The sequence below is a fragment of the Chitinophaga sp. CCNWYY40 genome (assembly GCF_037483205.1).
Lineage (GTDB): Bacteria > Bacteroidota > Bacteroidia > Chitinophagales > Chitinophagaceae > Chitinophaga > Chitinophaga ginsengisegetis.
The window spans coordinates 1,107,388-1,131,901 of record NZ_JBBHLF010000002.1; the positions used below are offsets into that span (position 1 = coordinate 1,107,388).

The 24,514-nt window shown below is 49.9% G+C and carries 15 protein-coding genes; 14 read left to right on the plus strand and 1 reads right to left on the minus strand.

Annotated elements, in window-relative coordinates; all coding sequences use genetic code 11:
* Positions 1 to 13 precede the first annotated feature (13 nt).
* From V7S65_RS10260 to V7S65_RS10325, 14 genes are all read left to right on the plus strand, one after another.
* On the plus strand, positions 14 to 1,912 hold the full coding sequence (locus tag V7S65_RS10260; RefSeq protein WP_336388332.1) for a RagB/SusD family nutrient uptake outer membrane protein: 1,899 nt from the start codon (positions 14 to 16) through the stop codon (positions 1,910 to 1,912).
* 24 nt (positions 1,913 to 1,936) lie between these two features.
* On the plus strand, positions 1,937 to 2,944 hold the full coding sequence (locus V7S65_RS10265; RefSeq protein ID WP_336388331.1) for a DUF5017 domain-containing protein: 1,008 nt from the start codon (positions 1,937 to 1,939) through the stop codon (positions 2,942 to 2,944).
* An 8-nt stretch (positions 2,945 to 2,952) separates the two neighbouring features.
* Positions 2,953 to 5,589 carry a glycoside hydrolase family 2 protein gene (locus tag V7S65_RS10270; RefSeq protein WP_336388330.1) on the plus strand — a complete coding sequence of 879 codons (2,637 nt, stop codon included), beginning with the start codon at positions 2,953 to 2,955 and terminating at the stop codon, positions 5,587 to 5,589.
* Positions 5,590 to 5,592: 3 nt separating this feature from the next.
* Positions 5,593 to 7,467, plus strand: a complete 1,875-nt coding sequence (locus tag V7S65_RS10275; RefSeq protein ID WP_336388329.1) for a hypothetical protein — start codon at positions 5,593 to 5,595, stop codon at positions 7,465 to 7,467.
* Positions 7,464 to 9,389, plus strand: a complete 1,926-nt coding sequence (locus V7S65_RS10280) for a beta-L-arabinofuranosidase domain-containing protein (RefSeq protein WP_336388328.1) — start codon at positions 7,464 to 7,466, stop codon at positions 9,387 to 9,389. Before V7S65_RS10275 ends, V7S65_RS10280 begins: the two co-directional genes overlap by 4 nt.
* Positions 9,390 to 9,409: 20 nt before the next feature.
* A complete protein-coding gene (locus tag V7S65_RS10285; protein ID WP_336388327.1) occupies positions 9,410 to 11,644 on the plus strand; it encodes a glycosyl hydrolase family 28-related protein in 2,235 nt (744 codons plus the stop codon).
* 119 nt (positions 11,645 to 11,763) lie between these two features.
* The gene (locus tag V7S65_RS10290) at positions 11,764 to 13,161 is read left to right on the plus strand and encodes an alpha-L-fucosidase (RefSeq protein ID WP_336388326.1); all 1,398 of its coding nucleotides are present in this window, start codon (positions 11,764 to 11,766) and stop codon (positions 13,159 to 13,161) included.
* A 10-nt stretch (positions 13,162 to 13,171) separates the two neighbouring features.
* Positions 13,172 to 14,434, plus strand: a complete 1,263-nt coding sequence (locus V7S65_RS10295; protein ID WP_336388325.1) for an SGNH/GDSL hydrolase family protein — start codon at positions 13,172 to 13,174, stop codon at positions 14,432 to 14,434.
* The gene (locus tag V7S65_RS10300; protein WP_336388324.1) at positions 14,434 to 16,443 is read left to right on the plus strand and encodes an FAD-dependent oxidoreductase; all 2,010 of its coding nucleotides are present in this window, start codon (positions 14,434 to 14,436) and stop codon (positions 16,441 to 16,443) included. The genes V7S65_RS10295 and V7S65_RS10300 overlap by 1 nt, the downstream gene beginning before the upstream one ends.
* Positions 16,444 to 16,522: 79 nt before the next feature.
* Positions 16,523 to 17,062 carry a sigma-70 family RNA polymerase sigma factor gene (locus V7S65_RS10305; RefSeq protein ID WP_079472223.1) on the plus strand — a complete coding sequence of 180 codons (540 nt, stop codon included), beginning with the start codon at positions 16,523 to 16,525 and terminating at the stop codon, positions 17,060 to 17,062.
* A 41-nt stretch (positions 17,063 to 17,103) separates the two neighbouring features.
* Positions 17,104 to 18,234: a FecR family protein gene (locus V7S65_RS10310; RefSeq protein WP_336388323.1), complete on the plus strand. Its 1,131-nt coding sequence runs from the start codon at positions 17,104 to 17,106 to the stop codon at positions 18,232 to 18,234.
* A gap of 82 nt (positions 18,235 to 18,316) precedes the next feature.
* Positions 18,317 to 22,387 carry a glycoside hydrolase family 2 TIM barrel-domain containing protein gene (locus V7S65_RS10315; RefSeq protein WP_336388322.1) on the plus strand — a complete coding sequence of 1,357 codons (4,071 nt, stop codon included), beginning with the start codon at positions 18,317 to 18,319 and terminating at the stop codon, positions 22,385 to 22,387.
* A gap of 40 nt (positions 22,388 to 22,427) precedes the next feature.
* Positions 22,428 to 23,195, plus strand: a complete 768-nt coding sequence (locus V7S65_RS10320) for a hypothetical protein (RefSeq protein WP_336388321.1) — start codon at positions 22,428 to 22,430, stop codon at positions 23,193 to 23,195.
* A gap of 62 nt (positions 23,196 to 23,257) precedes the next feature.
* Entirely contained in the window at positions 23,258 to 23,947 is a 690-nt protein-coding gene (locus V7S65_RS10325; protein WP_336388320.1) for a hypothetical protein, read from the plus strand.
* Positions 23,948 to 24,082: 135 nt separating this feature from the next.
* Here the strand turns inward: V7S65_RS10325 and V7S65_RS10330 are convergent, their stop codons facing one another.
* Positions 24,083 to 24,460 (minus strand): DoxX family membrane protein, encoded by a 378-nt coding sequence (locus V7S65_RS10330; RefSeq protein WP_079472230.1) that lies wholly within the window; start codon positions 24,458 to 24,460, stop codon positions 24,083 to 24,085.
* Between the last annotated feature and the right edge of the window lie 54 nt (positions 24,461 to 24,514).

The window sequence follows — 24,514 nt, forward strand, 5'->3', positions numbered from 1 at the left end:
TTAAAATGTTGTTATGAAAAACTTGCAGCAATTACTACTTCCACTCATATGCATACTCGCAGCTTCCTGTAAAATGGATGTAAGTCTCGATCCGCCCACCTTCCGCCCTATCACGTTTACCACCGAAGCGCAGCTGGATGAACAGGTAGCAGGGATGTATAATATCCTCCAGCAGGATCCCGTATATGGCTTTGGCCTATGGGGTTATATTAACGCCGGCGCCGATGAGAGCTTCCGCAGCAACGCCAGTTACACCGTTACGCTCACGGAGTTTTATCATATCAGTAATACCGAACAGAATGTACTGCTGCTATGGCGGAATCTATACAAGGGTATTGAAGATGCCAACGTAATCCTCGATGTGGCCGACAAACCACAGATGGATGAAACAAAACGTTCGCAGATTAAAGGACAGGCCCGCTTCCTGAGGGCTTATTATTTCTACCTGCTGGTGACGCACTTCGGGGATGTGCCGCTTAAAACAATGCTGGCCACAGACCTGGGTACCAATTATAATCTCCCCCGTACGCCATCAAAAGATATTTATGATTTTATTGTGAAAGAAATGATAGCAGCCGATAGCCTCGTGCCCAAAATGGCACAGGTAAACACGCCTAGCATTGTTACACAATCTGCCGTGGAAGCCATTCTTGCAAGGGTGTACCTCAAAATGGCCGGCAACCCCCTGAATGATGTAGCGCGTTATAAAGACGCCCTGTTCTGGGCGCAAAAGCTGATCAACTCAAATACGCACAGTTTAATTAGTTCACCGCATCCGCTTTATCCCACTACCCCGGCATATGCCCGCCTTTTCATTAACAAGATGCAGAATAATATGAATGATAACGGCACCTCGGAAAGTATCTGGGATGCCGCATTCTTATCCAAATCAAATGTTACCGGCAACTATGCAGGCACCGGCTACCTGGTTACGCAACAACTGGGCGCTGTAATGGGCGTGTATTGCCCCGATGCAGGCATTACAGGCGTGAATGGTTATTCGCCCGGCACCTACCGGGTGCATCCGGGCTTATACAACCTGTATGGCCCCGGCGATCAGCGAAGGGATTGGGCCGTTGCGCCTTATGTGTATAAAAGCGCCGCCACTACCCGGTATTACACACTCACCGTAAACATCAGCGGCGATGGTACCGGCGCTACCGCCACCGCCTATACGAATGCACAGGGCGCCATCACATCTGTGGTGATAGACAATCCCGGCAGTGGCTACACTTCGGCGCCAACTATCAGCTTTACTTCTTACGGCACTAACTCTTCTACCAACCCATCTGTTACTGCGCCCAATGAAGCCGTAGCTACCGCCACCGTGAGCGGCGGCAAACTCACCGCTATCAATGTAATATCCGGCGGAGTGGGTTATCCGACAACATACGACCGCTGTGTAGGTAAATGGAGAAGGGAATATGAAATTAACCTGCCGCCAAGCCGCCTGCAGAATAATACTTCCTGCAACTTCCCCATCGTGCGTTATGCAGATGTACTATTGATGGCAGCTGAAGCGGAGCTGAAAGCCAATGGCAGCGCAGGCGCTACGGCGCTGGAATATTATAACCAGGTGAGACGACGCGCTTACGGCTACCCGCCCAACACACCTGTGCCGGGCTTTGATGCCACCACGCTCACCATGCAGGATATCATGGATGAACGCTCCCGTGAACTTTGTTTTGAAGGCATACGCCGGCAGGACCTGATACGCTGGGGCAGGATGACGCAGGCCATGCAACAGGTGCTTACCAACAACGACAACTACGCGCCCACCAACTACGATACGCCCGCAGGCGTGGCTGCTACCAATTTCCTGGTGGATCCTCAAAAGTATTCACTACTGCCGATCCCCGGCGGTGAAATAGTACTGGACCAGGTATTAACACAAAACCCCGGATGGCAATAAAAAAAACTGATTAAACAAAATAGTATGAGATCCATTATATATTACATCCTCGCTGCTGTTATGTTTACCGGCTGCCGCAGAAACGAAGCAACCATGCCGGAGTTCAACGTGAACACCGATCAGCTGGCCTACAAGGCAGGCGACACCATTACATTTTATCTGTCCGGTAACGCCGGCGCTATTGTTTTCTTCTCCGGCGAAGCCGGTAAAGCATATGAAAACCGTAACCGGAAGTCGATGCCCGGTGTGGAACGCCTCGTATTCCAAACATCCATGCAGCAAGGCCCGGTGCCGCCAAAGCCCTGCCCGGATTCCCTGCAGCTGCTGATTTCCACCAACCTGGAAGGCTATGATGCGGAACATATCAGCAAAGCCAACTGGACAAATATCACCAGCCGCAACAGCAAATGGCCCAAGTCGCTGGCCACCAGCTTTACCACCTCCGACTCTATCGATATATCAGATTTCAATAAGGCAGATAAAGTAAACATCGCCTTCCGTGTGCTGAATAAAAAAACCGGCGTAATGCCGCAAAGAAAATGGGTGATACAAAGCTTTTCCCTCTATAATTTCTTACCCGACAGCACCAGCACGCCATTGTTTACAAATTTTGCCAACACCGGCTGGGTACAGGCCAGCCTGCTTAACAACAACGAACCGGGAACCGCTGAAAACAACTACGTAGGCTTCAACGCCTGGAATGTAGGCACCTGGGGCGTTTCTGCGGCCGACAGCGTACGGAACAGTAATGGCATTCCTATCAGGAACGGCTACCCGGTTACGTTCAATCCCGGTACTAATATTGATAATGATGATAACGACGACTGGCTCATTACTTCGTCTATCGACTTAAAAACTACCAAACCTGATGTAGGTGTGGTAGTGCAGAATGAAGTAGCACTGAAATCGGCCACCTACAAATATGCTTTCAAAAAAGCAGGTACGTACCAGGTGACCTTTGTTGCTACTAATAACAGCCTGGAAGACAGTAAGAGCCAGGTGAAACAGCTGACATTAAAAATTCTACCCTGACAGAAAATATGAACCGATCTTTTCTCCCGGCCATCGTGGCGCTGCTGCTCTTTTCGCAAACGCTCTTTGCACAGGTAACGCCGGTTGGCGACTGGCAGCTGCAGGACGCTTCAAAAGTGCCGCAACCGGGTGCAGCAATAGCACAACCCGGTTTCTCCGCCAATGGCTGGTATCCCGCTGTGGTACCCGGAACAGTACTCACCACGCTGGTACATAACAACGTATACCCGGAGCCGTTATATGGCGAAAACAACCGCCCCGGCAGGATTCCGGAAAGCCTTTGTCGCACTAACTGGTGGTACCGCACGGAAATAAAAATACCGGCATCTTACAAAAACAAAAACAGCTGTCTGTACTTCAATGGTATTAACTATACCGCACGGGTATGGGTAAACGGAAAAGATATCGGGGAGATACGTGGCGCCTTTGCACGGGGCATCTTTGATATTACAAGCGCCGTAAAGCCCGGAGAAACGGCCGCCATAGCGGTATTAGTATCGCCGCAACCCAATCCCGGCGAGCCACACGAGCACACCATTGCGCAAGGCATGGGTAAAAATGGCGGTATCACCGCAATGGATGGCCCTACGTTCCTGTGTTCTATGGGCTGGGACTGGATTCCCGCCATCCGCGACCGGAACACCGGCATCTGGCAATCCGTATATCTTAACGCTACCGGTCCGGTGCTTGTAAAAGATCCGCTGGTAACTACCGATCTTCCACTACCAGCACTGAATACGGCAGATGTAAAAATTGCTGCCACCGTACAAAATATAACCGACCAGCCGCAGCAAGGCATATTAAAAGGCGCCTTTGGCAACGTTGCTTTCAGTGAACCCGTGCAGCTGCCTCCTCACAGCAGCAAGCGGATTACCTTCGACCCCGCCACACTGCCACAGTTAAAAGTAAAGCAACCCAAACTCTGGTGGCCCAATGGCTATGGCCCGCAAAATTTATACACCCTGCAATTACAGTTTAATATCCAGAACAAAATATCAGATGAACAACAACTTGATTTTGGCATCCGTGAAATCAGCTACACCACGCCCTCTTCAGAAGATCTTACTATTTCAGTAAATGGCGTAAAGGTTTTCTGTAAAGGCGGCAACTGGGGCATGGATGAAGCCATGAAACGTATTCCAAAAGAAAGACTGGAAACACAGATCCGCATGCATCAGCAGGCGCATTACAATATCATCCGCAACTGGGTGGGCCAGAGCACCAGCGAAGACCTGTATGCACTCTGCGATAAATACGGCCTCATGATATGGGATGAGTTCTTCCAGCCCAATCCCTCTGATGGCCCCAACCCGGCGGATATCAATTTATACCTCGCCAACGTAAGGGAAAAAATGCTGCGCTTCCGCAATCATCCGTCTGTTATACTCTGGTGCGCCCGCAACGAAGGTAATCCGCCTAAAGTAATAGATGATTCATTGCGCAATATCATGGCCGAACTGGAGCCGCTGCGGCTGTACCAGCCCAGTTCTACCTCCGGGCGCGGCGTACACTCCGGCGGTCCGTATTATACCCGCAAACCGGCAGAGTATTATATTTTCACCGAGTCGTTTAAAACAGAGATCGGCAGCTTTTCTATTCCAACACTGGAATCGGTACAGGGCATGATGCCACAGCAGGACTGGGAAGTGATCAACGACGACTGGGCCGAACACGACCTAGCTACAAAATATTACCGTAACATGATCGCCAAACGCTTTGGCGAAGTAGCCAACCTGGCCGACTTTGTAAGAAAATCACAACTGGCTAATTATGAGTCGTACCGCGCTATGTACGAAGGCCGTAACGCAAAAATGTTTAACCCATCTACCGGGGTTATTACCTGGATGAGCAATCCCGCACAGCCCAGCTTTGTATGGCAGCTTTATCACCACGACCTGGAGCCTAATGCTGCGCTGTTTGCTGTTCAAAAAGCCTGCGAGCCAATACATATCCAGCTGAACGAAAAAGAAGGAAATATACAGGTGATTAATAACGGGCCAGCCACTTTAAAAAACGCACGCGCACATCTTACTATATTCAATACAGATGGCACACCCGTGCTGCAACAGGACTACAACGTTACGGCCTTACCGGCCGTGGCAACGGATCTTGGGCTGGTGAAATGGCCCGCGGATTTATCACCGGTGCATTTTGTGAAGCTAACGCTGCACGATGCCACCGGCACGCTGCTTTCTGATAACTTCTACTGGAACACGCTTCCGTTAGGATCAGACCAGTTAACAGGACTCGAAAAGATACCCGTGGTAACCCTCACGGCAACGGTTAAACGCCGGCAGGTACAAAACAACTGTATGCTGGAGGTAAGTCTGCATAACCCATCTACGCACATCGCGGTAATGGCGCACCTGCAGCTGCACCGGCAAGGTGGCGACCGGGTACTGCCCGTTTTTTATTCAGATAATTATGTTTCGCTGACTCCCAATGAAACAAAAACAATTACGATAGAAGCCAGCGAAGCAGCCCTGCAAGGCAGCAAGCCACTGGTTTTGGTAGATGGCTTCAATGTAAATATAAAAGCACACAACGATCCGGATGCAGCCATTGCGCTGAATGAAAACGCACAGGTAAGCCATTGGCCCATCACTCATTTGCCCAGACCCGACAGCACCACACAAAAAAATTAACCCATGTTTACATCGAGGCGCGACTTCCTGAAAATAACCACCCTCGGCAGTGCAGGCTTGCTGTTACCGCCTGTCACCGCATGGGCGGGCGTTTATAAAGATGAACTGACAACATTGAGTGAGCAATTGCTGGAACAATGGGGCGAAAGTTTACTGGTGCTACAGGTAAACCAGCCGCAGGTAAAAGGATTGCATGGCGGCATACTGTGCCCCGCCTGCGCCACCATACATGGCCGCTGCGGCGATGCTATCTTCCCGTTATTATATCTTGCCAACAAAAGAAAAGAACAACGGTATGCAGATGCGGCCATCCGCTTGTACAACTGGATGGAAAACATGGTGAGCACACCCGACGGCGCCTGGGTAAACGAAGTAAGCGTAAGCGACTGGAAAGGCATCACGGTGTTTGGCGCTACCAGCCTGGCGGAAGCGCTGATCCACTTTGAGCATCTGCTGGATAAGCCTACACAACAGCAATGGAAAAACCGTTTACAAAAAGCAGGTGATTATCTCTATAAAAATTTTACGATCAACACCGGCAATATCAATTACCCCATCGCCGGCAGTTATGCTTTGTGCCTGATAGGTACCTATCTCCAACAACCCCATTTTATTACCAAAGGTAAAATCCTCGCAAAGGAATGCCTCGCCTGGTTTACTGCCAATGGCCTGATATATGGCGAAGGAAAACCGGTGCCGGAGAAAAGTGCAAAAGGCTGTTATTCCGTGGACCTCGGCTACAACGTAGAAGAATCCCTTCCTTCGCTGGTGCTGTATGCAAAACTGATGAATGACACTCCCCTGCTGGACAAGCTGACGCACTCCTTAAAAGCGCACCTGGAATTTATGCTGCCCGACGGCGGCTGGGATAACAGCTGGGGAACCAGGAATTTTAAATGGACATACTGGGGCAGCAGAACCAGTGATGGTTGTCAGCCTGCCTACGCCCTGATGGCTGACACTGACCCTGCCTTTTACAAAGCAGCCCTGCAAAATACCCGGCTGCTGGCACAATGCACGCATAACAAGTTACTACATGGCGGTCCTCATTATGTGCAACACGGGGTATTGCCTTGTGTAAGTCATTCGCTGGCGCATAGCAAAGCATTGGCTACGGTTTTGCTTCAGGCTCCGGCTATAAAAGAGCGTACCGGATCGCTCCCACGGGAACGTATATACGGTGTAAAGTCGATTCCTGAAATCAATACCTGGCTGATCTCCACTTATAAATGGCGGGGCACTATTACCGGGTACGACCAGGAATATTCCATGAAAGGCGGTCATGCTACCGGCGGGGCTTTAACTATGCTCTGGCATGAAGAAATTGGTCCCCTGCTTGTTGCAAGCATGAACCGGTATCAGATGGTAGAGAGCTTCAACATGCAGCGGGACAACGATCCGCAGTCTGTTTGCTTTACACCCGGCTTTAACATAGTGTCAGGTACGCAGGCGTACCAGCACACCAATGATCTGAAAGCCACCATTGATTATAAGGAAAACAACGGGCAGATAATGTTTAACACGCATTCATTACTGGTAGATGAAAATCAGTTGCCCGCTGCTTCGCCGGAATGTACGATCAGTTATATTTTTGAGAAAGAGGTGTTTCATATTCACGCTACTGCGAAAAACGAAAAGGCCGTTTATAGTTTACCCGTTATCAGTACGCACAACGAACCCGTTACACTTCTCTCTGAAAACAAACTGGAAATACATAAAGCGGGTTGTATTGTGGAGATAAGCAGCAGTGCTCCCATAAAAATAACCCGCGCATTAACGGAGCGTGCTTTCAATTTTGTACCCGGGCTCGAAGCCATTCCACTACTATTTGAAACGAATAATATCGACATAAAAATTTCCGTAAGACCACGCACATGAAAAAAGTATGCTTACTCATCAGCGCTGCCTTGTATGTTGTTATGCCCGTAATGGCACAGCAAGGCCCTGCCAGGTTCGATAAATTCAGGGAACAGGCCATCACGGATGTTCGTCCGCAGGGCTGGCTGAAAGAATTCCTGCTCCGGCAGCGTAGCGGTCTTACCGGGCATCCGGAAGTATTATCGTATCCGTTTAATTCCTCTTTATGGGCAGGCGTTATTGACCGGGTAGGCGAACAACACGGCGCCAACTGGTGGCGGTATGAACAAACCGCTTACTACAGTGATGGCATCCTGCGGTTGGGTTATTTATTAAATGATACGGCACTCGTAAACAAAGCGCGCGCCGGTATTCGTTATACGCTGGCGCATGTACAAGCCAATGGCCGCCTGGGCCCGGAACTATTCGCCAGTCAGTGGCCTATCGCTGTTTACTTCCGGGTGTTGCAGGCGGAATATGCCGCTACCGGTGATCAGCGGATCATTGCTGCCCTGCACAAACACTACCTCAGCTATACGCCCGAAGAAATAGGCAATGCCAAACGCGCCATTGTAAACATTGAAGGTATGCTGTGGACCTATGGTAAAACCAACGATCCCCGCCTGCTGGCGCTTGCGGAAGCAGCTTATGCCAAAGGCGGTTTTGAACTGAATATGCAAACGGCTTCTTCGCCGGATACCCTGGTGCTGCACGGCGTTACCTATATGGAAATGGCGAAGCTACCTGCCATCCTGTACACTTACACCGGTAAAAAAGTATATCTCGATGCAGCGTTGAATGCCCTGTACAAACTGGATCGTGATCATATGCTGCCGGATGGCATCCCCAGCTCCAACGAATTCCTGGCCGGCAAAGATCCGTTGCAGAGTCATGAAACCTGCGATATCACCGACTATACCTGGGCGGTGGGTTACCTGCTGATGGCTACCGGCGATGGCCGCTGGGCCGATAAACTGGAAAAGGCCATCTTCAATGCCGGTCCGGGCGCGGTATCCAAAGATTTTAAAAATCTCCAGTATTTCTCCAGCGTTAACCAGGTCATCGCCACGGGGCAGTCCAACCACAACAAATTTGCGCATGGCTCTACCTGGATGGCTTACTGGCCCTGTCATGAAACGGAGTGCTGCGCCGGTAATGTACATCGCTTTATGCCCAACTATGCCGCGCGCATGTGGCTGCGCGATACCACGGGAGGCCCGGTGGCAGCGCTTTACGGGCCATCCGTTGAAACGCTTGATTATAAAGGGAAGCAACTCACCATTACCGAAAACACCCGATACCCTTTTGCGGATCAGTTGCAGTTTTCCTTTCAGATGCAGCAGGACGTCACCATGCCTTTCACCTTCCGCATCCCCGGCTGGTGTACAGCTGCTATCGTGAGCATCAATGGAAAAAGGTACAAGGGTGCATTAACGCCCGGCTCCTTTGTAACCCTGCACCGGAAATTCCGCAACAACGACCAGATCAATATACAATTCCCGATGCAGCCGCAGCTGGTACAATGGGGCCAGTGGGGCGTTGCCGTGGAACGTGGCCCCTTACTATACGCTTATCCCGTTCCGGAAAAAGTAACAACAGATACCGCCACCTATGCAAACCTCGGTGGCAAAAAATCAGCAGATCCTGGTTTTCCCGCATTGGATATCCGCCCTGCGGGCGACTGGAACTATGCGCTGCTGGCACATCCCGCGCAATGGCAGGTAACAGAAAACAACAGCAATACTTATCCCTTTGAAACAGCCGCTGTTACCATTAAGGTACCGGCCAGGAAAATTAACGACTGGCATTTATCAGAGAACCGTTACACGCCCCCTTTACCAACACCAGGTTCCTTCCACTATGAAACAACGACCGATACCATCACCCTGGTGCCGTATGGCACTACCAGGCTACGCATGACGGTATTCCCGGTGATCCCTTAATACATTAAACCCTTGTAACTATGACTATCACAAACATCTCCCTTTTAGAAACTACTGCGGGTACTACCGCCAATGAACTTTGCAATCTGCTGGGATATTACACGCCGGGCGACGGCGGCGGCGGAGACTTTTACTGGCAACCCACCAATACCACCGGCGACAACCGCGGCACCATCATCGTAGTGGCCGGCGCCGGCAGATGGCTCCGGGTAGATACCAATCTCTTCAACGTAAAATGGTTTGGCGCAAAAGGCAATGCCTCCACGGATGATACCGTAGCCATTCAGAAATGCATTGACACCGCCGCCACCGGCAGGACCATTTATTTCCCAAAAGGTAATTACAAAATAACCGCGCAGATCAATCTTAAAACAGGACAAACCTACACCGGCGAACAAGGCGACTACGGCATTGTAGATTCCCCCACTCCTACCATCCTGGACTTTACCACCGCCACCGGCAACATTCATTGTCTCAACTTCGACGCCACCATCGGCGCTACCGGTCCCACTATCCGCAACCTCACCCTCAATTGTGGCGAAGCCCTTACCGGCATCCGCTATTACAGTACCAACTATTCCAACTGCTACCGCCCTACCCTGCAAAATGTAGACATACGGCTGAAAGAAATTGCCGATCCCGCACAAACCTGCATATGGTGGGAACCGGTGTATCTCGGTACCATCGACAGATGCCTGCTCCGCGGCGGCAGGATAGGCATAAAGCTGATCGGCTGTTTTATGAACCGCATCATCAATGTAACCACGCAGCAGGGTATTTATAACAACGGCAATCCGCCGGTGGCAGCCATCTATACCAGGCAAACCAGGGCCGGCAGAACAGGCTCCTATATAGGTGGCAGGAACTTAATAGAAACATCCGAACCACTCATCATTTCGCCCGATGCCAACAGCGTGATGATTGATACCGACGGCGGCCTGATCATCCGCGACACCGCGCTGGAAGTAAACAATGGCAGCAGCACCGGCACCGCAGCCAAAGCATTGATATGGATGCATAAAGATGGTACACAGTCGCCCTTCCGGTCGGACCTCCTGCTGGAAAGAGGCGCTGTACTGAACACCGCCGCCGCTACCGGCGCCAACAACGGCAGGGCGCAATACGGCATCCTCGTGGAAGCGGGCATGTTTACGCGGATCGTGGCCAGGGGCGTTTCATTTAAGGATAACCCCGTGGTGATCACGAACGCCGGCAACACCGGGCTTGCTACCTCCGGTACCGACTTCCAGCGACTGGATGTACAAGGCAACGATTTCGCTACGGCGTATTATTCGGAGTATACCGGGTGGAAGCCTGCTACTGCTTATGCCGTGGGGCAAACCGTGCAAAACGGGTTGAATGTATACATCGTGACAACTGCCGGTACTTCTGATGTTGCAGGCGGCCCCACCGGAACAGGCACCGGCATCACCGACGGTACCGTGATCTGGAATTTTGTAAAAGAGAACACCGGCCCATTTCCGTTAAAACGTTACCGCGAAACCAACAACGACGTATATATTGTTGGAGATGCCAGGGGTGTGAAAGATAACCAGTTTATTAACGCCAACGGCTCTACGGAAAGATTCGGCGCCGCCTGGGGATTTTTCAAAGCAACCGTTGATCCCGGCAGCATCAGCGATAACCAGTCGTGCATAAAACTACGGTACGACAACGCCCCGCCTTATAACACCCCCATGAAAGCCACGGTAGTATTACGCCGGCTGGCAGCAGGCGCTTCTGCAGGCAGGTTCAGCATGCAGTGTTCTTCCAGCGGTGGTACTAATTTGTTAGGGAGATGGGACTTCAATAACATCCCGCTCAACGAAGAGAAACAGTACGTGGTAACCGGCTTTGCTATTCCTTCCACTATGCCGGTGGCAGACTTCTCCGCCTGGTTCCGCGACAATGCCAATCAGCCGCTATGGGACAACATTGCCGTAAGATCCGTGCGCGTGGAAAAAGCCACCACCTTTTCCGGCACCGTTACCATCAGTGATATGGACACCTTTGCAGATGTTACCGCATCCAGTTTTCAGAGCAGCGATGTAACGCTGGTCAGCTACCCTAACTTTTTACTGCCCGGCACCGCTATCATCTCCCTGGGACTGCCCGTGGTAACAGCCGGTATGCCGCTGCTGCTCATCAATACTCCTTATATCAGTAACAGAACTACCAGCGGTTTTACCATCAACCTGTTTCTGAAACCGGGTACCGGCAATAGTGTTACGATACCCTATACCATTACCTATTAAACCATTCACCACAGGCGAACCCTGCCTGTGGTGGATAATTTTCCGGGCGTTCACCCGTTTTAAGAAAGAATCTGTCTATAAGATTTATATACCAGCGTGCAGGAAAAAAGAAAACAATAATGGGGAAGCTATCAATTATCCGGAATACGCTGTTAGTCATGTTTGGGTGCAGCAGTTATTTATCCGCCAGCAGTCAGGGTACACAGGCATATGACCCTGAAAAAACCTATGCCGCTCCAACCGAAGAAGCCGTGAAAGCCAATTTATCACATTGGCAGGATCTGAAGTTTGGCCTGTTTATGCATTGGGGTACCTACAGCCAGTGGGGTATCGTGGAATCATGGTCGCTTTCCCCGGAAGACTATCCCTTTACCAAACGTACAGGCCCCTACGCAGCAAACTGGTTTCAATATAAACAGGCATACGAAAACCTGCAAACCACTTTCAATCCCATCCGCTTTAATCCCGATAAATGGGCCGACGCCGCAAAAGCAGCCGGGATGCGCTATGTAGTGTTTACCACCAAACATCATGATGGCTTCTGCATGTTTGATACGAAGTACACCGACTATAAAATTACCAGCGCCAAAACACCTTTTTCATCCAATCCCCGCAGCAATATTTCCCTGGAAATTTTCAACGCCTTCCGTAAAAAAGATTTTATGGCCGGCGCTTACTTTTCAAAACCCGACTGGCACTCGGAAGATTACTGGTGGTCTTACTTCCCGCCGAAAGACCGCCACCAGAGCTATGATAAGAAGGCATATCCCGAACGCTGGCAACGGTTCTGCGATTTCACCTATAACCAGATCGAAGAACTGATGACCAACTACGGCAAACTGGATCTCCTCTGGCTGGACGGCAGCTGGGCGGGCATGGATATGAAGCCCATTGTAACAATGGCGCGCAAACACCAGCCCGGCCTGATTGTGGTAGACCGCCACGGCGCAGCAGCATATGTAAACTATCTCACCCCGGAACAAAAGATCCCGGACCATTATATCCCCGTTCCGTGGGAAACCTGTATGACGCTGGGCCGCTCCTGGTCGTACATCATAAAAGAAAATTACAAACCATCGCGGCAGCTGATACAAATGCTGGTAGACATTGTAGCCAAAAACGGTAACCTGTTGCTCAACATCGGCCCCGGTCCTGATGGCGACTGGCACGCAGAAGCCTATCAGCGGTTAGCCGATATCGGTAAATGGATGAAAACAAACAGCGAATCTATTTACGGCACCAAACCTGTTGCTCCTTACCGTCAGGATAAATGGGCTTTTACAAAAAGTGAAAAAGCCCTTTATCTTTCCTATCTCCCGGCAGAAAAAGAAAATACTTTACCAGCCGCTATCAGCGTGCCTTTGAAAGAAGTGAACCAGAAAGCAGTCGTCACTTTGCTGGGCGTTAAAAAACAACTGACATGGAAACAAACAGGCGATTCCATCACCATCAGCATTCCGGAGGCCGCGCGTGAACAGCTGGCCGGGGAGGCAGTATGGGTTTTTAAAATGAATTAACAATATAGATATGCCGCTAAGATTGACAGGTGTAGTGTTGCTCTTTCTTGTATCACTATCATTGCATGCACAAACAGATTCGCTTAATTCCATGCAGGAATACCGCATCCGCCAGGGCTTACCCAACTTTTTTGCGAAGTTGAAATCCGGCGGACCGCTCACCATCGCTTACTTTGGCGGCAGTATCACCGCCGCTTCCGGTGGCTGGCGCGACCAATCCGTAAAATGGTTTCAACAGCAGTACCCGCAGGCACAAATAAAACAGATCAATGCCGGCGTAGGCGGCACCGGTTCCGACCTCGGCGTTTTCCGGCTGCGCCGCGATGTGTTGTCGCAGCAACCCGATCTTGTATTTGTGGAATTCGCCGTAAACGATGGCGGCCCCTATGTACATCAAACAATGGAAGGAATTGTGCGGCAAATCTGGAAAGCCAATCCATCCACAGACATTTGCTTTGTATACACCGTGGCCGGTAATATGCTGCCGGTGCTGCAACAGGGACAACTATGGCCCACCATGCTGGCAATGGAACATATTGCACAGCACTACGGCATTCCTTCGGTACAACTGGGCATGCAGGTATTGGCGCTGCTGAAGGAAGGCAAACTGGTATTCCAGGGTAAACCGGATCAGTACCCGGACAAACTCGTTTTCTCCGGCGACAACATTCACCCCAACACCACCACCGGCCACCGCCTGTACACCGAAGCGCTGGTGCGTGCCATGCAGCAGCTAAGGAACAATGATCAACCTTTTAAACACCCCCTTATTGATCCCTATACCAAAGATAACTGGGAAGATGCACAGCTGGTTGCTGTGAAAGACCTGCCCCGGACCGGGCAGTGGATTGATCTTTCCAACAGTAACGACTCCGTAGCGGTTCAATTCCGCCAACGCTTTCCATTGCTTGTTAAAGCCACACAACCCGGATCATCGCTGCAGATAAGATTCAATGGGCGCCTGGCAGGTCTATACGACCTGGTAGGCCCCGGTTGTGGGCAATACGACGTAACGATAGATGGACAAGCGGCTAAACCATATCCCCGCTTCGACCGTCACGCCGTGTACTACCGCTCACACTACTTTTTCCTGCCCCTGCTCGATGCCGGACCACACACCATTAACCTGGAAGTATCCGCAAAAAAATTAGATAAAATGGCCATCCTGAAAACAGGCGATAACCAGCCCGGCAACCTGGATAAATATAAAGAAGATGCCTGCTATGCAGGCTGGCTGCTGCTATTGGGCAGCCTGACAAACCAAAACAAATGATGAAAAAGATTTTAGTGCTGCTATTTCCGTTCTTTAATACAGTACATGCCGCACCACCGGCATACGATATCTGCGTATATGGCGGCACTTCCGCCGGGGTAATAGCTGCCTACACCGCAAAGATGCTGGGGAAGTCTGTATTGCTGATTGAGCCGGGGAAACATGTAGGCGGACTATCGGCCGGCGGACTAGGATATACTGATATTGGTAATAAGTACGCGGTTACCGGTCTTGGCCTCAACTTCTACCGCCGCACCGGCAGCTACTATGGCAAATTTGAATCGTGGATCTTTGAACCGCATGTAGCGGAAAATATTTTCCTGCAATACCTGCGCTCCGCGAATGTGCCGGTGCTGTATGAAAACAGGCTGACTGCCGTAAAGAAAGAAAAAGGATTTATAAAAGAAATTACCGTTGAATATAACGGCAACCCACATACGAATACTTTGATCCGGGCAAAGCTGTTTATAGATTGCTCCTACGAAGGCGACCTGATGGCAAAAGCTGGCGTGTCCTATGTAGTAGGCCGGGAAGCCAACAGCGTTTACAGGGAAACATTCAACGGAGTGCAGGTAAAAGAATCGCAAACGCCACAGCGGGGTAACCAGATCCCCGATGGCATCGATCCCTATAAGATACCGGGAGATTCCACCAGCGGCCTGCTCTGGGGTATCAGTAACGCCAGCCTGCCGCCCACCGGCAGCGGCGATAACAAAGTGCAGGCGTATAACTTCAGGATTTGTCTTACCAACGATCCGGCTAACCGTATTCCCATCACCAGGCCCGCCCGGTACGATTCCACGAAGTATGAACTGTTGCTTCGCTATATCAGTAAGCTTCCCAATGCATCCGTGCGCGACTTTATGAAATTTGACAGGATGCCTAACCATAAAACAGATATCAATAATAACGGTGGTTTCTCTACCGATATGATCGGCATGAATTACGACTACCCCGACGGAGATGCAAATACCCGCCGGCAAATTATACAGGCGCATGAAGATTACGACAAGGGATTGTTATACTTCCTGAGTCAGGACCCGCGGGTACCGGCATCTATGCACCAGTTCATGGCGGAATGGGGGTATCCTGCGGATGAATACCCCGACAACGGCCACTGGAGCCCGCAGCTATATATCAGGGAAGCCCGCAGGATGACCGGCGAATATATCATGACACAAGCCAACTGCCAGGGGAAAACAACCGTAAACGATGGTATTGCGATGGCGGCTTATGGCATGGATTCCCACAACACACAGCGGCTGGTGATCAATGGCATGGCTAAAAATGAAGGAGATGTGCAAAGAGGCGTGGCCGGCCCCTATCCCATTTCCTACCGCGCGATTACGCCCAAAGCCCGTGACTGTAAAAACCTGCTGGTGCCGGTTTGTTTATCGGCCAGTCATATTGCCTACGGGTCTATCCGGATGGAACCGGTATTTATGGTGCTGGCACAATCTGCCGCTACCGCCGCGGTGGTGGCGATAAACGGGAATAAGGCCGTGCAGGACATTCCTGTTGACAAGGTGCAGCAAATGCTGAAAGACAACCCGCTGGCTGATGGCAGTACCCCGGAAATACTGGTAGACAATGCTGATAGTACGCACGTGGTAAAAACAGGCGCATGGCAACTTCAAAAGGGGGAGCATTATGGCCCTGATGCGTATATCAACCGGGCTGGCAGCGACGGGGCTGCAGCAACGGTCCGTTTTATCCCGCAGGTAAAGGAACCCGGCGACTACCAGGTGTATACCTATGTTTCTGCCAGGGAAAAAGGGATTTCAGCCAAAACATCCATCACTGTGTTTAACGGCACAGCCAGCGAAGTGCAACTGGAAACAGCCGGTATTGCCGTACAGGGACAAACCGGCGGGGAATGGCTCCCGCTGGGAACCTATCAATTCCGGGAAGGAACCGTCGGATACGTGGAATTCAGTAACAAGGGAGCTAACGGCGCCATAGTAGCGGATGCCGTGGTTTTTGTACCCGTATCCGGAAATAAAAAATAAATGAGGGAAACTTAACAAAGAGATATTAACTTTAAGTACACGTTATAGAGATTTTTACCACGTTAATAAGTATCTCTTCATGAATAATAATGACGACGGGCTTTTATTGCACCAACTCAAGGAGGGTGATATAAAAGCGTATGAACAGTTATTTAAGAAATACTACAAATCGCTGAATGTTGACGCTTACTACCTGTTAAAAGATGAAACAGAAGCGGAAGATCAGGTACAATCCCTTTTCATCGAAATATGGGATAAACAACTGTATCTTAACATTACCTATTCCGTTAAATCTTACCTCCACACTGCTATCCGTAATAAATGCCTCAGCTTTATTGAGAAGGGAAAAAATGAGCATAAAAGATTTCACGCGTATGCCAACACACTGGAAGATAAAATCAATGAAAATATTGTCGAGAATAAAGAGACTGCACAACAGATAGACCTTCTCCTGAATGAGCTTCCCAACCAGCGCTTAAGGGCTTTCAGCCTGGTGTACCTGGAAGACAAAAAGTATAAAGAAGCGGCGGAAGAAATGGGCATCACCATTAACTCTGTTAAAACGCACCTGAAGCTGGCACTAAAAATCTTACAAAAAAAGTTTGCGGGCTACAAATAACGATCACCCGTTTTTGCGCAAAAATCGTCTTTAAGTTACAGATGGAAGTAAACAGAGAACATATAAGAGCACTACTCTTTGAGAAAATAACCGGATCTATCAGTGAAGAAGATGACCGGCTGGTGACCGCTGCCATTGAAAGTGATGCGGCCGTAGCTGCTATGTGGCATAACATCCGGCAGGAACTGGACAATGATAAAGGCCGGCGCTTCATAGCCGGTATTGATGAAACACGCGGCTGGAACAACGTAAAACCTCAACTGCAACCCCGTTCAAAAATATTCCCCCTGCGGAAATGGCGTATGGCCGCAGCCGTTGCATTGCTGATAATAGCTGCCGGCGGGGCCTGGTATTTTTCCGGCAGAAATATTTCTCCCGGGCCACCAGCTTTACCGCTTGCCAAAAACACACTGCAGCTAAGGTTATCGGATGGGAAGGATATTCCGCTGTCCTCGTCTGCCAGTAATACTATTACGGCCGGTTCCATGAAACTGGTTACCAATGGCAACAGTCTTACCTATACCGCGCCCGAAAACACCACAGATGAATGGGCCACGCTGATGGTGCCGGGAAAACTGGATTATAAAATAGTACTGAAAGACGGCACAGAAGTATGGTTAAACTCACTGTCCAGCCTCCGCTTCCCCTATGCTTTCAGGGGTAGTAACCGGGAGGTATACCTGTCTGGCGAAGCCTATTTTAAAGTAGCAAAAAATGAGCACCAACCTTTTATTGTGCATGCCGGGGAAACAACGGTGGAAGTTTTAGGCACCTCTTTCAACATCCAGGCATATGAGCCCGGCAGCGTCACCACATCGCTCGTGGAGGGCGCTGTAGTAAGCAGCAGAAAGGATGTCAAAGTAAAATTATCCCCCGGTTACCAGTCGGTATATGAAGATGGGAAATTTACTACCACTTCTTTTGATACATACAATACCCTGTCGTGGATGGACGGCACCACCCATTTCCGTGATGAAAAACTAAGCAGCATTGCCGTGATCATTTCCCGCTGGTTTGAAGTGCCGGTTATATTCGACAACCCGGCCCTGGCCAACGAAACGCTGTCCGGCGCCATAGATAAGCGTAAACCACTGGATGTATTCCTTACCAACATTGCTATTTCTTCCGGCGTTCAATATTATTACAAGGGCAATGTGCTGCACCTGAAATAATTCATTTTTTACCGTTCACCCATATCCGTAGAATTTAAGTCCTAAAGATGCGTTGTATATTCAGCACTTAAGTTTTACTATTTTGAAGAACCGTATCATTGCCTCTTTTACCAGCCTCCTGATCACCCTTGCAGCACATGCACAGGATACCCTCCGCCTGAACGGACCCTGGAAGGTACAGCCCGCACAATCGCAAGCGACAGCGCCCGATAGCAGCCGGTGGGGTTCCATCACCGCTACAGACTGGAGAAGGATCACCACCGGGAAAAACAAAGCCTGGGCAGATACGCCGCAGGATAAAGTGAACAGCCTCTGGTATGAACAACAGGTAAACGTTCCGGCTGACTGGCAGTCCCAAAATGTGATCGCTGACTTCAGGCGGATAGAAGGCGATGCGGTCATCTTTCTTAATCATCAGCGGGTGGGAGAACTGCTCAGACCCGGTGGTGAAATAAACCTCAGCCCCTTCCTGCGTTACGGGCAAACAAACACGCTTCGCGTTTTTATTACCCGGGATTATAACGGTATCTCCCGGGGTTTTACGGAAGATCCGCTTCGTTATCAGTCGAGGCACGGCAGCGGGAACATCATCCCTCTATCAGATTGGCCGATGGGCATTACAGCGCCTGTTACCATTATTGCCCGGGCGCCGCAAGCCATCACAGATGTGTTCTGTATTCCTTCTTTCAGGAATAAATCGCTCACCCTCGAAGTGGAAGTGAACGCAAAAAATATCACCGGCACTTATGATTTGCAGGCAGAGATCATTGATCAACACCATACCCGTGTGCTTACTCTTTCCAGTAAAGCATTGCAGCTGGTGAACGGGAAACAGGTGTATCGTGTAACCGCAAACTGGCAAAACCCCATCTGTTGGGAACTGGACAGTCCTTACCTCTACCAGGCAAAGGTGGTATTAATGCAGGATGGCAAAACGCTTTGCCGCTACCCGGATGTAACCTTTGGGTTCAGGGAAATATGGACCGCCGGCAACCAGCTTTTTATGAACGGTCACCTCTCCCGCTGGCGGCTTACCGATGTGTATGGCGTCAATCAATATGGCTTGTCGCTTTACCGGCTGATCGGCTACAACGTAGGACAGTTCCAGCCTCATCACAAACTGTGGTGGCTAAACGATGCAGAAACGCCGCTTCTTAATGAAGACATGCTCAATGAAATGGACCGCACGGGAATGGGCTGTACCGTGCCAGGGCCCTCGGTTTCCGTGATACGGGATAAACTGCTGCATGATCCAAAACTGCAGGCCGACTACCAGCAGGAAGCCGCCTACTTTACACGGCATTACCGTAACCATCCCAGTATCCTCGCCTGGGTGATTGCCATGAACAGCGCCAACCCAAAGTCAAATATCGATCCCGCCAGGATGGGGAAACGCGATTCCGTTTACTCCACGCAGGGCAAAGTGATAGACCTCGCGTGTACCATCGTGAAAAAGGAAGATCCCACCCGGCTGGTGTTTGCCCATGCCGATGGCAGCGTGGGCGATATCTCTTCCGCCAACGTATACCTGAATTTTGTACCCCTGCAGGAAAGAGAGGAATGGCCGATGGCCTGGGCGAAAGAAGGCAATATGCCTTATTCTGCCGTTGAATTCGGGCCTCCTTACTGGAATAACTTCTGGAAAGGAAAGCAGTTCCTGCTTACGGAATATTTATCCATGTACCTCGGCGATGCCGCCTATGCTACTGAAGGAGAGAACGGATTACGGCAAACGATCGCAAAAAGCAATGCTGCCGGCAGCGCTACGTGGGAGCAAATGGACTTTCAGCAGTATCCCGGTTTCTGGCGCTTCCAGGAATTGTTTACCCGCAACACCAATCGCGCATGGCGTACCTGGGGCGTAAACGGAGGCTGGCTGTACTGGCTGCTGGAAGGCTATGGCAATCCCAACGGGGAAAAGTTGAAAAGCTTCACGCAACGTTACAAATCACTCACCGCCCCGCTAACCGGCAAGCCCGCATGGGCCAATCCACGTTACGATATTTTCAAAGAAGCTAATCAGCCATTGCTTGTTTACCTCGCCGGATCGCCAGTGCATACCGATAAAACACATACCTTCTTCGCCGGCGAAACTTTTGAAAAACAGGTAGCCGTGGTATGGGACGGTCCGCATAAGATAGCGCCACAGGCAAAATGGATGCTCAAACAAGGCGATAAAGTATTTCAGCAGGGATCAATGTCGCTGGCAGTAAACGGCGGCGAAATAAAGCTGTTCCCGCTGTCCCTGAAAGCGCCGCAGGTAACTACCCGAACAGATATGCAACTGGTGCTTACCGTTGCCGGGGCAGGCAACGATACATTTCTGGTCACGGTTTTTCCGCGGCCTGCAGCTGCTGCTGTGAAAGCGCCGGTGTTATTGTATGATCCTGCGGGAAAATCGGCTGCTTCACTGAAGCAGCTGGGCATACAATATTCCGCATGGGAAAAAGGCAGCCACATTTCCCCGGACGCTGTATTAGTGATAGGCCGTGAAGCCCTGCAGCCGGGCGATACGCTGCCTTATACGGAGAAGGACGTGGCCGCAGGATTACGTGTGGTGATCCTGGAACAACAACCCACCGTATGGGAAGGTATGGGTTTTGAAACGATAGAATCGATGCCGCGCTATACGTTTATCCGTGACCGGGAGAGCCCCCTCCTTGCAGGGTTGCAGCCAGCAGATATGATCAACTGGCGGGGCAGTCCCGATCTGCTGCCGGAAGGCAAACAGGCAAAAAGCTACGATACACAACATGCGCCTAAATGGACCAATCGCCACGCCGTTGCCTCCGTAGCGCTGAAAACCCCTGAGGTGGCCGGTTTCACGCCCATCCTGCAAACTGAATTTGACATGGCATATACGCCTTTGCTGGAATGGCGCTATGGTAAAGGCAAAGTTACTTTCTGTTCACTGGACCTCACCGGCCGCGTGGGCGCTGATCCCGCCGCCACCCTGCTGGCAAAAAACCTGTTTACTTCACAACCGCCATCCCTTCCCGGATTACGTGATGTATATTATACCGGCGACAGCACCGGCAGGCAACTACTCCTCAACGCAGGCATCAGCTTCCACGATGGACCGGCTACCGGTAATGCTATATGGGTAGTGGGTCCGGATCAAACCGCGATACCGCCACAGATCAATACGTTTGTTGCCGCGGGAGGCATTGCATTTTATCTTCCGCAAAAACAATCATTGCTCGCCGGGCAAGGATTAAATACAGCAGCTAAAACCATGATCCAGGCGCACCCCGGGAAAGGAACTTCCTTACTCCGGGCTATCGGACCTAACCTGCTGCGGTGGCGGGATACGCTACAAGTAACGGCATTTACTTCTTCCCCGTTACTCGACGGACTTCTTTCTGAAGTAAACACCGGCAAAGGGAAAAGCATCTATCTGCAACTTACTCCCGGTCAACTGGCACAACGTTATACAGCAGCCCCGGAAAAACAGGAAGCCATCCAGTTAAGCGTGATCCGCATACACCAACTGATAGCCCAGCTGCTTACCAACATGGGCGCTGCGCCCTCCCCTGCAATGGCCCGCAAGCTCTGTAAGGTGAACCGCCCGCTTTCTTTCCGCACACTCAGCTCCTGGAAAGTGCTGGGGCCTTATACTGCATCAGGCGGAGCCAAAGCGCTGGCCACTACTTTTCCCGGGCAAGAGGATGCCATTGCCGGCGCTGAAAATCCAAACCTCACCTATAAAACGGATGAAGGCAAAGTGCTCGACTGGCGGCAAACAGCAGATGCTGGTCATAATGGCTTTGTGGACCTCAGTAAAGTCTTCGGTGGCAAAGATGATAACGCCGTAGCGTATGTAACCAAAAGCGTGAACAGCCCGTCGGCACAGAAAGCCATTCTTCGTATGGGCATCGACTACTGGATGGAAGTATGGCTGAATGGCAAATCCATCCTTCGCGTAGATGCCAACCACCAGAAGCGGGAAAACGAATTTATCCTGCCCGTTGCACTTTCTGCAGGTGAAAATATGCTCACCATCAAAGTAGTCTCGGGTAAAGGAGGATTCGGTTTCTGGGCTAATATAGCATACCCCGAAGCCGGCGAGGCCCAAAGCAATGCATCGGACAAGAATAGTTTTTACCCGGTAGCGTATAAATTTTTTGATCCCTACCAGTTTACGTACTGGTAGGCCCGAGTTCTGTATATTTGGAAATCCAAATACGGCAACCATGACAGAACAGCTATTTATCATTGATACCGATACAAAACTCCGGGACGTAGACACAGACAGCTACGGCAACTATATAGCGATTACTGAAAAAAATGAAATAATAGCTCCCTTCTTCCGTACCCAACTACCGGAAAACCATTTGCTTTTCAGCGTCCGGCTGCTAACGGACAACTTGTTTTTAGTGCTTTCAATACCCGCCAAAGGGGAACACAATGCCCTGATTTATGACTGCGAAGGCAAACTGCAGTTATCATTTTTTGCAGGTACCGGCATTGAAGAGGTGCTGGTTTTTAAAGACAAGATTGTATTCACTTATTTTGACGAAGGCGTTTTCGGCGACGACGGTCCTAACCTGGAAGGCTTAGCCGTTTTCAATTTCCGGGGGGAAATATTGTATGGCTTTAACTCCAATGCCAACTGGTTAATCGCCGACTGCTACTGTGCCTGTAAGCTGGATCAAAACACCGTGTTATTTTATCCGTACACCGATTTCCAGATGATAGCGCTGAACCTTAAAACTTTCGCCTGGAAACAATACGAAACACCGGCCGATTTTCGGGGCGCCCATTCAATGGTGTACAACCGCGGACAGGTAATTTTACATGGCACTTATAAAAACAAAACGAACTTCTTCCTGTGGAATATCGCAGGAAAAGAGGTCACAAAGTTTGGTACCTTTGACGGCAGATTGAAAGGACTTGAAGAGGGGAAATTTATGACCCTGAAAAGCAATGGCTTTAGCATCATCAATCCGCTTGAAGAATAATGATTCTTTTGACGGAATCTCGGTTAGTCATTATGTTTGAAACATTAAAACCAAGCCTATATATGTACCTCAGAACTTTAACGATAGCAGCAAGTGCCAGTGTACTTTTTGCCTGCAATTCTTCCAAAAAACAATCTAATACAGAAGATAGTACTGCTTCTCCCCAGGTAACCGGCACAACACAGGAAACTACAGCCCCACCGGCTGATGCAAAAACATTTGACATTACAGCCATCCCGGTATCAGATAAACCACTTGGCGCATTCCCATATTTCAGTCTGCCGGATGGTTACCAGAACTTTTCAAATAATAAGGTATCAGACTTTGATGTTGCTTTCTTCTGGGTGAAAGATCACTTTGAAAGACCCGAAGGAAAAATATTCTATAACCGGGTCACTGCCAAAGAGGGAAAATCGTACAGCGACCTTGAATTGGCCAGAAACCTGGAAGAAGTTATTACAGGCGTTGGCGGAGTGAAAGTTTCCGAGGCTAAAGTGCCAGGGGATTCCTCTGCTGTGATTCCGGAAAACAATAAGCTGAAATATATGCAGGGTTATGGCTTCGTGGGAAATGCAGTTACTACTACTTATCTGATCCGTCGTGCCGACAGGAACATCTGGATACAGCTTACACCAACAGATGATGGCGCTTCTGCCGGATGGATGATCCTCGAAACCAAACCTTTTAAAGCCACTGCCTCCCTCATCAAAGCAGATGAAATAAAAAAGGAACTTGACACAAAAAGGACATAACAGCAGTGAAGACGGTAAAGCGAAAAACCGGAGAGTGGAGATCGTAAAAATATAACGGCGATAAAATCTTTAATTTAAAAGCCTCCAGGTTTGTAGTACAACCTGGAGGCTTTTAAATTATCTCAATACGCCACACTAGCTTACCATCGGCAAATACTTCTTCCGGTTTTCAATAATTACCCAGATATTAATTACCAGCATCACAAGTGCAATAGGCAACCCTGATGGAGCGTTGAAAATGTTAGTTAAAACAACTCCTACCATTACCGGGAGAATAACTATTGCGCCGAGCGCCCTTGTTTTATTTGGAATAAAAAGTGCGCCGCCAACTACTTCTATTACTCCTACAAGTGGCATTAACCAGCTGATCTGCATAAAGGCGCCCATTAATTTCATCAGGCTTTCAGGCATGTCTTTGGGTACCGGCATGTAGTTAAAGAATTTGTTCAGTCCCGCGTTAATGAACATAAGTCCGAAAAGCAGACTTACTACGAATAGGATTTTGTTTTTCATAGTGTTTAATTTCCGTAAAGATACATTTCATTTTTATTTGCAGTATATCTGCAG

Bases quoted from the DNA above. Each gene is read 5' to 3' on its own strand.
- V7S65_RS10260 (WP_336388332.1), top strand. From the start codon at position 14: ATGAAAAACTTGCAGCAATTACTACTTCCACTCATATGCATACTCGCA.
- V7S65_RS10265 (WP_336388331.1), top strand. From the start codon at position 1,937: ATGAGATCCATTATATATTACATCCTCGCTGCTGTTATGTTTACCGGC.
- V7S65_RS10270 (WP_336388330.1), top strand. From the start codon at position 2,953: ATGAACCGATCTTTTCTCCCGGCCATCGTGGCGCTGCTGCTCTTTTCG.
- V7S65_RS10275 (WP_336388329.1), top strand. From the start codon at position 5,593: ATGTTTACATCGAGGCGCGACTTCCTGAAAATAACCACCCTCGGCAGT.
- V7S65_RS10280 (WP_336388328.1), top strand. From the start codon at position 7,464: ATGAAAAAAGTATGCTTACTCATCAGCGCTGCCTTGTATGTTGTTATG.
- V7S65_RS10285 (WP_336388327.1), top strand. From the start codon at position 9,410: ATGACTATCACAAACATCTCCCTTTTAGAAACTACTGCGGGTACTACC.
- V7S65_RS10290 (WP_336388326.1), top strand. From the start codon at position 11,764: ATGGGGAAGCTATCAATTATCCGGAATACGCTGTTAGTCATGTTTGGG.
- V7S65_RS10295 (WP_336388325.1), top strand. From the start codon at position 13,172: ATGCCGCTAAGATTGACAGGTGTAGTGTTGCTCTTTCTTGTATCACTA.
- V7S65_RS10300 (WP_336388324.1), top strand. From the start codon at position 14,434: ATGAAAAAGATTTTAGTGCTGCTATTTCCGTTCTTTAATACAGTACAT.
- V7S65_RS10305 (WP_079472223.1), top strand. From the start codon at position 16,523: ATGAATAATAATGACGACGGGCTTTTATTGCACCAACTCAAGGAGGGT.
- V7S65_RS10310 (WP_336388323.1), top strand. From the start codon at position 17,104: ATGGAAGTAAACAGAGAACATATAAGAGCACTACTCTTTGAGAAAATA.
- V7S65_RS10320 (WP_336388321.1), top strand. From the start codon at position 22,428: ATGACAGAACAGCTATTTATCATTGATACCGATACAAAACTCCGGGAC.
- V7S65_RS10325 (WP_336388320.1), top strand. From the start codon at position 23,258: ATGTACCTCAGAACTTTAACGATAGCAGCAAGTGCCAGTGTACTTTTT.
- V7S65_RS10330 (WP_079472230.1), bottom strand. From the start codon at position 24,460: ATGAAAAACAAAATCCTATTCGTAGTAAGTCTGCTTTTCGGACTTATG.